Below are 12,119 nucleotides of genomic sequence, written 5' to 3'. Positions count from 1 at the left end.
GAGCCGACCATGACCTCGAGCCTGGCCACCGTCTCCTACATTGGCGCCACCATCCTCTTCATCCTCAGCCTCGGCGGCCTGTCCAACCCCGAGACCGCGCGGCGCGGCAACGCCTTCGGCATGATCGGCATGGCGATCGCCGTCCTCGCCACCGTGCTGGGCCCGCGCGTCACGCCGGGCGGCTATGCGTGGATCATCGGCGCGCTCGTCGTCGGCGGGGCCATCGGCCTCATCGCGGCGAAGAAGGTGCAGATGACGCAGATGCCCGAGCTGGTTGCGTTGATGCACAGCCTGGTGGGCCTGGCGGCCTGCCTCGTCGGCTTCGCGAGCTACGTGGACACGTCCACGGTGTTCCCGACCGAAGCCGAGAAGCACATCCACGAGATGGAGATCTACGTCGGCATCCTGATCGGCGCGATCACCTTCTCCGGTTCCATCATCGCCTTCGGCAAGCTGTCGGCGCGCATCGGCGGCAAGCCGATGCTGCTGCCGGGCCGGCACTGGATCAACCTCGCGGGCCTGCTCATCGTGATCTGGTTCGGCCGCGAGTTCCTGCATGCGCCGACCATCCAGGCCGGCATGCTGCCGCTCATCGTGATGACCGTGGTCGCGCTGCTCTTCGGCGTGCACATGGTGATGGCGATCGGCGGCGCCGACATGCCGGTGGTGGTGTCGATGCTCAACAGCTACTCGGGCTGGGCCGCGGCCGCCACGGGCTTCATGCTGTCCAACGACCTGTTGATCGTCGTCGGTGCGCTGGTCGGCTCGTCCGGCGCGATCCTGTCGTACATCATGTGCCGCGCGATGAACCGCAACTTCATCAGCGTCATTGCCGGCGGCTTCGGCACCGGCGGCGGTACACCCGCTGCCGCAGCGGGGGGCGCGCAACCCCAGGGCGAGGTGACGTCGGTCAGCGCGGTGGAAACCGCGGAGATGCTGCGCGAAGCCAAGAACGTGATCATCGTGCCCGGCTACGGCATGGCAGTGGCGCAGGCGCAGCACACGGTCTACGAGATCACCAAGCTGCTGCGCGAGAAGGGCGTCAACGTGCGCTTCGGCATCCACCCGGTGGCGGGCCGCATGCCCGGCCACATGAACGTGCTGCTGGCCGAAGCCAAGGTGCCCTACGACATCGTGATGGAGATGGACGAGATCAACGAGGACTTCCCGCAGACGGACGTGTCCATGGTGATCGGCGCCAACGACATCGTGAACCCGGCGGCGCAGGAAGACCCGCAAAGCCCCATCGCCGGCATGCCGGTGCTGGAGGTGTGGAAGGCGCAGCACTCCATCGTCATGAAGCGCAGCATGGCCTCGGGCTACGCCGGCATCGACAACCCGCTGTTCTACAAGGAGAACAACCGGATGCTGTTCGGCGATGCGAAGAAGATGCTCGACGAGGTTCTGGCGGCGCTGAAGGCCTGATCAGAGCAACCCGCGCTTGAGCTCGTCGTAGTCCACCTGCAGCTTCACGAACGCCTCGGTGCCGCGTGACAGCGAGGGCAGCGGGAACCGCCCCTTCTGCACGCTCGCGCCGACGTACAGCACGGTCCCCATGGAGCGGCGCCAGGTGTAGGTGACCGATGCCACCTTGGCGCGGTCGTGCTCCTCGAACACGCCGGGCTCCGGCAGGCGGTCCAGCAGCGTGCGCTGCAGGATGGCGCGGATGCTGCGGTTGGCGTCGAAGAACCAGATCGCGTTGAGCGTCGCCGCAGTCTCGCGGTACGTCTGCTTGCCATCCTTGTAGAGCACGGCCGACGACAGGCGCGGCTCGATCTCCAGCTGCTTCAGCGGGCGCGTGCGCACCATGATGCTGCCGCGCGCGCCGGGCCGCACCTCGTTGGCGAACATGTCGCCCAGGCGCCCGATCGCGAAATTGGAGTCGATCAGCGGGATCCACGTCACCGGCGTCACCGAGTAGGTCCCGGAGATGTATTTCTCGTGCAACAGCGGCGCGCCCGAAGCCGAGCGGACCTTCGAGAACCCGTGCAGCTCCAGCGTGGCCTGCTGGTTGCGCGTGGAGCTGAAATAGATGTCCACGAACGGGTCGGCCTTCACGGTCTCGCCGGTCACGCGGTCGCGCGTGTAGTTCGCGCGGAAGTTGAACCACATCTCGTTGAACACGCTGAACTGGCGCTTGACGAAGCCGAAGCGCGATTCGAAGCCGCGCACGCCCACCTGCGGCACGAAACCGGTGTCGTGGCGGAAGCCCTCGCCGTTGTCGAAGAGGGTCACGTCGACGGCGTCGTTCTCGCGCTGGTTCACGGCGCGGAGGTAGAGGCGGTTGCCCTGCGTCGTGGAGCCCTTCTGCAGCACGCCGGCGGCGTCGGGCTGCGCCGTCGTCGACGAATGCAGCCATTGCGCGCGGATGCGCAGGGAGTCGTTCACCTGCCACGCCAGGTCGGGGCCGGCGACGATGTTGTCGCCGATGCCGTTCTCGTAACGGCGGGCGGCGAGCACGCCGCCGATCTGCAGCGGCCCGACGTCGGCCAGTTCGCGCGCGGCGATCGTGCGCGAGCCCGGCTGGTCGGCGTAGTTGGTCGCGTACGGCCCCGGCAGCATCACCAGGCCGCCGCCCTTGTCGTCCACCGCCATCGCGGTGCCGGCATGCGTGGTGCCGCGCCAGGTGGCGCGCAGGCCCCAGTTGGGCTCGGTGAAGCTGCGCGTGTACAGCGCGTCGGTGGGCGAGCGCATCACGTCGCTGGCCTCGAAGAAGAACGGGCGCTTTTCCGGGTAGAAGAGCGCGAAGCGGCTGTTGCCCCCCAGCTGCGGCACGTCCAGGTCCAGCTGCGAGAAGTCGGGCTTGATCGTGCCGTCGACCACCAGCTCGGGCGAGGCGCGCCACTTGAAGTCCAGCGTGGGCTTGAGCTTTTTTTCCTTCTCCACCGGCGACGGCGCGTCCTGCGTGCGCGTGCGGCTGAGCGTGACGCTCGGGCGCAGCGTGACGAAGTTCGACTCCTTCGGCACCTCGATGCCGCGCAGCTCCTGCATGTTCACCAGGATGTTGGGCGAGTCGAGCGGGATCGGCACCGACGGGTTCCAGTAGAACTGGTCGCGCGGCACGCGCCGTGCGGCCATGATGCGCCACGGCCGGCTCTGGTCGTTGGTGTAGCGCAGCGACGCGAAGGGGACGCGCAGCACGAAGGTGTAGCCCTTCTCGTTGCGCTGCGCCTTGGCGTCGAAGTCGAAGTCGGGCGCGAAGTCCTCGCTGTCGTCGCTGGCGGTCTGCATGCCGTCGGCGGTGCTCCCCGAGGCGCTGATGCGGAAGAACTGCGCCGACTGCTTCTTGCCGATGGGGTCGATGTAGACGATCACGTGGTCCTGCGTGCGCAGCACCAGGTCGTGGCGCACCGGCGGGTCGCGGATGAGCTCGGGCTTGGGGTCGAACGCGGTGATGCCGACGTAGACGTAACGGTCGTCGTACGCCACCTGCATCCACGTGTCATAAGGTGTGGGCTGGCCGTAGTTCGGCTCGCGCTGCATGAACTCCTTGTGCGCGGGCGCGCGCCGCCACACGGGATCTGACAGCGAGCCGTCCATGCGGATGACCTCGCCGGGTGCGAGCTTCACGGCCGTCACCGGCGGCGGTTCTCCGTTCTGGGCCTGTGCAGTGGCCGCGATCAGGGTCACGGCCGCCGCGGCCAGGCGCAACATCGAATGCATCTTCAAGTTTCTCCGGGGGTCGCCTCTGGCGGGCGACTGTACGCAGCGAGTGCGCGCGCCGCGAGCCGGTTGCGACGAACTGCGGAATCGGGCGACGGGCTGCGCGAGGGGCCGATGGTACGACTGGAGTGATCTCCCCATTCGCCGCGGCCTCTAGGGTAAACAAGGGGAAACCCTGAGGGCGGGCAGCGCACAATCGCCATGCCCCACAGGACGAGGACAGGAGACCGAACGATGAGCGACATGAGCGAACGCCCATGGCTGAAGGCGTATTCCCCCGGCGTTCCGGCGGACATCGACCCGTCGCAGTACGTATCGCTGGTGCAGCTGATGGAAGAGAGCTTCCAGAAGTATGCGCAGCGCCCGGCGTACAGCTTCATGGGCCGCGAAGTCTCCTTCGCCGAGACCGATTCGCTCTCCGGCGCCTTCGCCGCCTACCTGCAGGGCCTGGGCCTGGCCAAGGGCGACCGCATCGCGATCATGATGCCCAACGTGCCGCAGTACCCGGTGGCCGTCGCCGCCATCCTGCGCGCGGGCTTCGTCGTGGTAAACGTGAACCCGCTGTACACGCCGCGCGAGCTCGAGCACCAGCTGAAGGACTCCGGCTCCAAGGCCATCGTCATCATCGAGAACTTCGCGAACACGCTGGAGCAGTGCATCGCCGCCACGCCGGTCAAGCACGTCGTGCTGGCCGCGATGGGTGACATGCTGGGCACCATCAAGGGCGCGATCGTCAACTACGTCGTGCGGCACAAGAAGAAGATGGTGCCGGCGTTCAACCTGCCCGGCGCCGTGCGCTTCAACGACGCCATCGCGCAGGGCCGCCGTTCGGCCTTCCGCAAGCCCGAGATCAAGAGCGACGACGTCGCCGTGCTGCAGTACACCGGCGGCACCACCGGCGTGTCCAAGGGCGCGGTGCTGCTGCACAAGAACATCATCGCCAACGTGCTGCAGTCCGAAGCGTTCAACAAGCCGGTGATGGACAAGGTGCCGCAGGGCCAGCAGTCCACCAGCGTGTGCGCGCTGCCGCTGTACCACATCTTCGCGTTCACGGTCGGCATGATGCTGTCGATGCGCACGGGCGGCAAACTGATCCTGATCCCCAACCCGCGCGACCTGCCGGCGGTGCTCAAGGAACTGTCGAAGCACACCTTCCACAGCTTCCCGGCGGTGAACACGCTCTTCAACGGCCTGGCGAACCACCCGGACTTCGGCAAGGTGAACTGGAGCAACCTCAAGGTCTCCGTCGGCGGCGGCATGGCGGTGCAAGGCGCCGTCGCCAAGCTGTGGCTGGACAAGACCGGCTGCCCGATCTGCGAAGGCTACGGCCTGTCGGAGACGTCGCCCTCGGCCAGCTGCAACCCGACCACCAGCACCGAATACACCGGAACCATCGGCGTGCCGCTGCCCAGCACGTACTTCAAGTTGCTCGACGACGACGGCAAGGAAGTGCCCATGGGCCAGCCGGGCGAGATCGCCATCAAGGGCCCGCAGGTGATGGCCGGTTACTGGCAGCGCCCCGACGAGACCGCCAAGGTCATGACGAGCGACGGCTACTTCAAGACCGGCGACATCGGCACGGTCGATGAGCGCGGCTATTACAAGATCGTCGACCGCAAGAAGGACATGGTGCTGGTCTCGGGCTTCAACGTGTATCCCAACGAAGTCGAGGACGTGGTCGCCAAGCTGCCCGGCGTGATGGAGTGCGCCGTGGTCGGCGTGCCCGACGACAAGACCGGCGAGGCCGTGAAGCTCGTCGTGGTCAAGAAGGACCCGGCCCTCACGGAACAGCAGGTGCGCGACTACTGCCGCGCCAACCTCACCGGCTACAAGCAGCCCAAGGTGGTCGAGTTCCGCACGGACCTGCCGAAGACGCCGGTCGGAAAGATTCTCCGGCGAGAGCTCCGGGACAAGAAGTAAATCGGAAATAATCGCGGCCTTCCGCGATGCTCCGCTTCCTCCTCACCCGCATTTCGCTCGTCATCCCGACCTTCATCGGGATGACGCTGCTCGCGTTCTTCCTGGTGCGCCTGGTGCCGGGCGACCCCATCGAGACGATGGCGGGCGAACGCGGCATCGACCAGGCGCGCCATGCCGCACTCGTCAAGGAATACGGCTTCGACAAGCCCATCCTGGTGCAGTACGGCATCTACATCACCCGCGTGCTGCACGGCGACCTGGGCAAGTCGATCATCACGCAGGCGCCGGTGATCAGCGAATTCGCGGCGCTGTTTCCCGCGACGATCGAACTCGCGCTGTGCGGCATCCTCTTCGCGCTGCTGCTCGGCATCCCGGCCGGGATCATCGCGGCGGTCAAGCGCAATTCCATCTTCGACCACGGCGTGATGGCCACCTCGCTCACCGGCTATTCGATGCCGATCTTCTGGTGGGGCCTGCTCCTGATCCTGCTGTTCTCGGTGCAACTGGGGTGGACGCCGGTGTCGGGGCGCCTCGGGGTCATGTACTACATCGAGCCGAAGACGGGCTTCCTGCTCATCGACTCGTGGCTGTCCGGCGAAAAGGGTGCGTTCAAGTCGGCCGTGCAGCACCTCATCCTTCCCACCATCGTGCTCGGCACCAACCCGCTCGCCGTCATCGCGCGCATGACGCGCTCCGCCATGCTCGAAGTGCTGGGCGAGGACTACATCCGCACGGCGCGCGCCAAGGGCCTGTCGCGCCTGCGCGTGGTCGGCATCCATGCGCTGCGTAACGCGCTCATTCCCGTCGTCACGGTGATCGGCCTGCAGGTCGGCGTGCTCTTCACCGGCGCCATCCTCACCGAGACCATCTTTTCCTGGCCCGGCGTCGGCAAGTGGCTGATCGAGGCGATCAACCGCCGCGACTACCCGGTGCTGCAAGGCGGCATGCTGCTGCTGGGCATCGTGGTCATGGTGGTCAACCTGCTGGTCGATGTGGCCTACGGCATCATCAACCCGCGCATCCGCACGTCCCGATGAGCGCCGTCCTTCCCGCATCGACCGCCACGAAGCAGGCCGCGCCGCCCGGGCCGCTGCGCGAGTTCTGGATCTCGTTCTCCGCCAACCGCGGCGCCGTCATCGGCATGGTGATCGTCGTCATCCTGCTCTTGCTGGCGCTGTTCGCACCCTGGGTGGCGCCGCATTCGCCCAACACGCAGGACACCAGCGCGTTCCTCAAGCCGCCGGTGTGGCAGGCGGGCGGCTCGGCGAAATACCTGCTGGGCACCGACGCCGTGGGCCGCGACATCCTGTCGCGCCTGATCCACGGCGCGCGCCTGTCGCTGTCCATCGGCCTGGGCGTCGTCGCCATCTCAGTCGTCGCCGGCATCGCGCTGGGCCTCATCGCCGGCTTCGCGCGTGGCGTGGTCGAGATCTCGATCATGCGGCTGATGGACATCGTGCTCACGCTGCCCAGCCTGCTGCTGGCCATCGTGATCGTCGCCATCCTCGGCCCCGGCCTCGTCAATGCGATGCTCGCCGTGGCCATCGTGCTGCTGCCGCATTACGTGCGCCTCACGCGCGGAGCGGTGATCACCGAAATCTCGAAGGACTACGTGACGGCCGCCCGCGTGAGTGGCGCGGGCACCTTGCGCCTGATGTTCTCCGAAGTGCTGCCCAACTGCGCCGCGCCGCTGATCGTGCAGGCGTCGCTGGGCATCTCCACCGCCATCCTGGATGCGGCGGCTCTCGGCTTTCTCGGCCTGGGCGCGCAGCCGCCGTCGCCCGAGTGGGGCACCATGCTCGCCGATGCGCGCGAGTTCGTGCTGCGCGCGTGGTGGGTCGTGACCTTCCCCGGCCTGATGATCCTCATCGCCGTGCTTGCGTTCAACCTGATGGGCGACGGCCTGCGCGACGCGCTCGACCCGAAACTCAAACGCTGATGGCCGCACCGCTGCTCGAAATCGAAGACCTGCACGTCGAGTTCCCGACACAAGGCTCTGTCATGCACGCCGTCGAAGGCGTGAGCCTCACGGTGGACGAAGGTGAGGTGCTGGGCATCGTCGGCGAGTCCGGCTCGGGCAAGAGCGTGACCATGATGGCCGTGATGGGCCTCATCGCCTACCCCGGCAAGGTGCGCGCGAAGAAGCTCCGCTTCGCGGGCAACGACCTCTTGGGCCTGTCGGACCGCGAGCGGCGCCGCCTCGTGGGCAAGGACATGGGCATGATCTTCCAGGAGCCCACCACCAGCCTGAACCCGTGCTTCACCATCGGCTGGCAACTGGTCGAGGCGCTGCGCGAACACTCGCCACTGGACCGCAAGAGTGCGCAAGCGAGGGCGGTGGAGCTGCTGGAGCAGGTCGGCATCCCGGCTGCCGCCTCGCGCATGAACGACTACCCGCACCAGATGTCGGGCGGCATGAACCAGCGCGTGATGATCGCGATGGCGATCTCGTGCAACCCGCGCCTGTTGATCGCCGACGAGCCGACCACCGCGCTGGACGTCACCATCCAGGCCCAGATCCTCGACCTGCTGCGCAACCTGCAGAAGGAACGCGGCATGGCGCTGGTGCTGATCACGCACAACATGGGCGTGGTCAGCGAGATGGCCAGGCGTGTCGCCGTGATGTACGCGGGGCAGGTGATGGAAGAGCGCCCGGTGCACGAGCTCTTCGCCGACCCGCAGCATCCGTACACGGAGGCGCTGCTGTCCGCCCTGCCGGAGCGCGGGCCCGGGGGCCATCGCCTCGCCACCATTCCCGGCGTGGTGCCCGGCGTGTTCGACCGGCCGAACGGCTGCCTGTTCGCGCCGCGCTGCTCTTACGCCACGCAGCACTCGATGCAGGTGCGGCCCGAGCTGCGTGAGTGGCAGGGCGGCTGCGTGCGCTGCCACTACCCGCTGGGCGATCCCAGCCGCGCCTCGCGCATCACGACCGACGGGCCCGTGAAGCTGGAGACGGCGCAATGAGCGTGGTCGTCGAAGCGAAGGACCTGCGGCAGGTCTACAAGATCAAGCGCGGCATGTTCCGCGAGCCGGCGCAGCTGCAGGCGGTCGGCGGCATCTCCTTCGCCATCGAAGAGGGCAAGACGCTGGCGGTGGTCGGCGAATCGGGCTGCGGCAAGTCGACGCTCGCGCGCATGGTGGCGCTGATCGAGAAGCCCACCGGCGGCTCGCTGGTGCTCGACGGCGTCGATGCGGTGAATGCGCCCGCCGAAGAGCGCCGCCGTTTGCGGCAGGCCGTGCAGATCGTCTTCCAGAACCCGTACGGGTCCCTGAACCCGCGCAAGAAGGTCGGCACGGTGCTCGAAGACCCGCTCGCGATCAACACCGACATGCCGAAGGCGCAGCGCGCGGACAAGGCGCGGGCGATGCTGCAGCAGGTTGGCCTGCGCCCGGAATACGCCAACCGCTACCCGCACATGTTCTCCGGCGGCCAGCGCCAGCGCATCGCCATCGCGCGGGCCCTGATGCTCAACCCCAAGCTGCTCATCGCCGACGAGCCGGTCTCCGCGCTCGACGTGTCGATCCAGGCGCAGGTGCTCAACCTGCTGGCCGACTTGCAGCAGGAGTTCCAGCTGGCCTACCTCTTCATCTCGCACGACCTGGCGGTGGTGCGCCACATCGCGCACGAGGTGCTGGTGATGTACCTCGGCCATGTGATGGAGCAGGGGCCCAAGGAGGCGATCTTCGCGCGGCCTTCGCACCCGTACACGCAGGCATTGCTGGCGTCCACGCCCGGCGTCGGCCCGCGCAACGTGCAGAAGATCGTGCTCACCGGCGAGCTGCCGTCGCCGCTCAATCCGCCGTCGGGCTGCGTGTTCTCGAGCCGCTGCCCTTATGCGGTCGAAAGATGCAAGGCCGAGCGGCCCGCGCCGGTGCAGGTGGCCGACCGCATCGCCGCGTGCCATTTCGCTGGGGATTTCCTCCAACAGGGGTTTCCCCAAGTGCCCGCGCAAACGGCATCCGCGCCACCCGCGAGTGCCGATAATGCATCGCTCGCCGCCTAACCGGCGCGTTTGTCATCCCACGAGGAGAACCTGATGAAAACCACTCGCTATTTCGCGGTTGCCGCCATCGCACTGGCCGCCGCGGCCGGCGCCGGCGCCAAGACGCTGGTGTACTGCTCCGAAGGCAGCCCCGAGAACTTCTACCCCGGCGTGAACACGACGGGCACGTCGTTCGACGCCGCCGAGCCCATCTACAACCGCCTCGTCGAATTCGAGCGCGGCGGCACCCGCGTGGTGCCGGGCCTGGCCGAAAAGTGGGACATCTCCGCCGACGGCAAGACCTACACCTTCCACCTGCGCAAGAACGTCAAGTGGCACGACACGCGCGCGTTCAAGCCCACGCGCAACATGAACGCGGACGACATCCTGTTCACGTTCGAGCGCCAGTGGAAGGACACGCACCCCTTCTTCAAGGTCACCAGCTCCAACCACACCTACTTCAACGACATGGGCCTCGCGAAGACGCTCAAGTCGGTCGAGAAGAAGGACGACTACACGGTGGTCATCACGCTGAACCAGGCCGAGGCGCCGTTCCTGTCGAACCTCGCGATGCCCTACGCGTCCGTGCAATCGAAGGAATACGCCGACGCGATGCTCAAGGCGGGCACGCCGGAGCGCATCGACCAGGACCCGATCGGCACCGGCCCCTTCTCGCTGGTGCAATACCAGAAGGACGCGGTGATCCGCTACAAGGCCTGGCCGCAGTACTGGAACGGCAAGGCCAAGATCGACGACCTCGTCTACTCGATCACGCCCGACAACTCGGTGCGCTGGGCGAAGCTGCAGAAGGGCGAGTGCCACGTCATGCCGTACCCGAACCCGGCCGACCTCGAGGCGATGAAGAAGGACGCCAACACGACGGTGCTGGAGCAGCCGGGCCTGAACGTCGGCTACCTCGCGTACAACACGCAGAAGAAGCCTTTCGACGACGTGCGCGTGCGCAAGGCGATCAACATGGCCATCAACAAGAAGGCCATCCTCGACGCCGTGTACCTGGGCACCGGCATCGCCGCCAAGAACCCGCTGCCGCCCTCGATGTCGGCGTACAACGACGCGATCAAGGACGACGCCTACGATCCGGAAGGCGCGAAGAAGCTGCTGGCCACCGCCGGCCATCCGAACGGCATGGAGATCGACCTGTGGGCCATGCCGGTACAGCGACCGTACAACCCCAATGCCAAGCGCATCGCCGAGCTGATGCAGTCGGACCTGGCGAAGATCGGCGTGAAGGCCGAGATCAAGACCTTCGAGTGGGGCGAGTACCGCAAGCGCATGCAGGCCGGCGAGCACATGACCGGCATGCTGGGCTGGACCGGCGACAACGGCGACCCGGACAACTTCCTCGCGGTGCTGCTCGGCTGCGACGCGAGCAAGAACAACGGCGGCAACGTCGCCAAGTGGTGCCACCAGCCCTTCGAGGACCTGATCCAGAAGGCCAAGATCGAGACCAAGCCCGCCGAGCGCGACAAGCTCTACAAGCAGGCGCAGGTGATCTTCAAGGAGCAGGCCCCCTGGTTCACCATCGCGCACGCCGTGCAGCTCAAGCCCGTGCGCAAGGAAGTCATCGACTTCAAGCTGTCGCCCTTCGGCCGCCACGTGTTCTACGGGGTCGACATCAAGGAGTGACGCGAACGTCGTGTCAGCAGGAAAGGCCGGCCTCGCCGGCCTTTTTTCATTGACGGAGCAGAATGCGTGCATGAGCTCCAGCACCGACATCGCCGCGCGCCGGCGCGCATTCCGGCAACTGCACGAAACCGGCTGCTTCGTCATCCCGAACCCGTGGGACGTGGGCAGCGCCAAGTACCTCGAGAAGCTCGGGTTCCAGGCGCTGGCCACCACAAGCTCGGGCGTGGCGTGGCGGCATGGCAAGGCCGACGGGCAGATGACGGTCGATGAGGTCCTGGTGCACCTGCGGGAGATGGCCGAAGCGACGAACCTGCCCGTCAATGCGGACTTCGAAGGCGGGCATGCCCAAGATGCGGAAGGCGTGGCGCGCAATGTCCGCCGTGCCATCGATACGGGCGTGGCCGGCATCTCCATCGAGGATTCGACGGGCGATGCGAACGCTCCGCTGCGCGATGTCGCGACCAGCGTGCAGCGCATGCGCGCCGCGCGCCGCGCCATCGACGAGAGCGGCACCGAAACGATGCTCGTCGGCCGCGCCGAGAACTTCATCGTGGGCCGCCCCGACCTCGACGATGCCATCGCACGCCTGAAAGCGTATTCGGAGGCCGGCGCCGATTGCCTCTACGCGCCGGGCGTCAAGACGCGCGAGCAGATCGAGGCCGTGGTGAAGGCCGTCGCGCCCAAGCCCGTCAACCTGCTCATCGGCTTTCCCACCGAGCTGACGCTGGCCGATGCGAAGGCGCTGGGCGTGCGCCGCATCAGCGTGGGCGGCGCGCTGGCGCGCTCGGCCTGGGGCGGCTTCATGCGCACGGCGCAGCAGATCGCGGGTGAAGGCCGCTTCGACGGCTTCGCGCAGGCGGCGTCCGGCCTCGAACTCAACCAGCTGATGCGCGGCGGCTGACGCGC

9 protein-coding genes are annotated in these 12,119 nt (G+C 67.1%); 8 read left to right on the top strand and 1 reads right to left on the bottom strand.

Annotation, left to right across the window (positions count from 1 at the left end; genetic code table 11):
* Nucleotides 1-9: 9 nt before the first annotated feature.
* Entirely contained in the window at nucleotides 10-1,425 is a 1,416-nt protein-coding gene (gene pntB, locus WG903_RS02930; protein WP_340072703.1) for a Re/Si-specific NAD(P)(+) transhydrogenase subunit beta, read from the top strand.
* Here pntB and WG903_RS02925 read toward each other — a convergent pair whose 3' ends face one another.
* Nucleotides 1,426-3,663, bottom strand: coding sequence for a carbohydrate binding family 9 domain-containing protein (locus WG903_RS02925; protein WP_340072702.1), 2,238 nt, complete (start codon nucleotides 3,661-3,663; stop codon nucleotides 1,426-1,428).
* Between the two features lie 243 nt (nucleotides 3,664-3,906).
* Here WG903_RS02925 and WG903_RS02920 point away from each other — a divergent pair, with 243 nt between their 5' ends.
* From WG903_RS02920 to WG903_RS02890, 7 genes are all read left to right on the top strand, one after another.
* Nucleotides 3,907-5,583 carry a long-chain-fatty-acid--CoA ligase gene (locus WG903_RS02920; RefSeq protein ID WP_340078186.1) on the top strand — a complete coding sequence of 559 codons (1,677 nt, stop codon included), beginning with the start codon at nucleotides 3,907-3,909 and terminating at the stop codon, nucleotides 5,581-5,583.
* Between the two features lie 26 nt (nucleotides 5,584-5,609).
* Nucleotides 5,610-6,620, top strand: a complete 1,011-nt coding sequence (locus WG903_RS02915) for an ABC transporter permease subunit (RefSeq protein ID WP_340072701.1) — start codon at nucleotides 5,610-5,612, stop codon at nucleotides 6,618-6,620.
* Nucleotides 6,617-7,522, top strand: a complete 906-nt coding sequence (locus WG903_RS02910; RefSeq protein ID WP_340072700.1) for an ABC transporter permease subunit — start codon at nucleotides 6,617-6,619, stop codon at nucleotides 7,520-7,522. The genes WG903_RS02915 and WG903_RS02910 overlap by 4 nt, the downstream gene beginning before the upstream one ends.
* The gene (locus tag WG903_RS02905) at nucleotides 7,522-8,547 is read left to right on the top strand and encodes an ABC transporter ATP-binding protein (RefSeq protein ID WP_340072699.1); all 1,026 of its coding nucleotides are present in this window, start codon (nucleotides 7,522-7,524) and stop codon (nucleotides 8,545-8,547) included. The genes WG903_RS02910 and WG903_RS02905 overlap by 1 nt, the downstream gene beginning before the upstream one ends.
* Entirely contained in the window at nucleotides 8,544-9,587 is a 1,044-nt protein-coding gene (locus WG903_RS02900; RefSeq protein WP_340072698.1) for a dipeptide ABC transporter ATP-binding protein, read from the top strand. The genes WG903_RS02905 and WG903_RS02900 overlap by 4 nt, the downstream gene beginning before the upstream one ends.
* A gap of 33 nt (nucleotides 9,588-9,620) precedes the next feature.
* Nucleotides 9,621-11,213 carry an ABC transporter substrate-binding protein gene (locus tag WG903_RS02895; RefSeq protein WP_340072697.1) on the top strand — a complete coding sequence of 531 codons (1,593 nt, stop codon included), beginning with the start codon at nucleotides 9,621-9,623 and terminating at the stop codon, nucleotides 11,211-11,213.
* Between the two features lie 70 nt (nucleotides 11,214-11,283).
* A complete protein-coding gene (locus WG903_RS02890) occupies nucleotides 11,284-12,114 on the top strand; it encodes an isocitrate lyase/PEP mutase family protein (protein ID WP_340072696.1) in 831 nt (276 codons plus the stop codon).
* The last annotated feature ends 5 nt before the right edge of the window (nucleotides 12,115-12,119 follow it).

Source organism: Ramlibacter sp. PS4R-6 (genome assembly GCF_037572775.1).
Lineage (GTDB): Bacteria > Pseudomonadota > Gammaproteobacteria > Burkholderiales > Burkholderiaceae_C > Ramlibacter.
The sequence above is the reverse complement of the archived record's forward strand: the minus strand, read 5'-3'. Positions and strand labels throughout refer to the sequence as shown.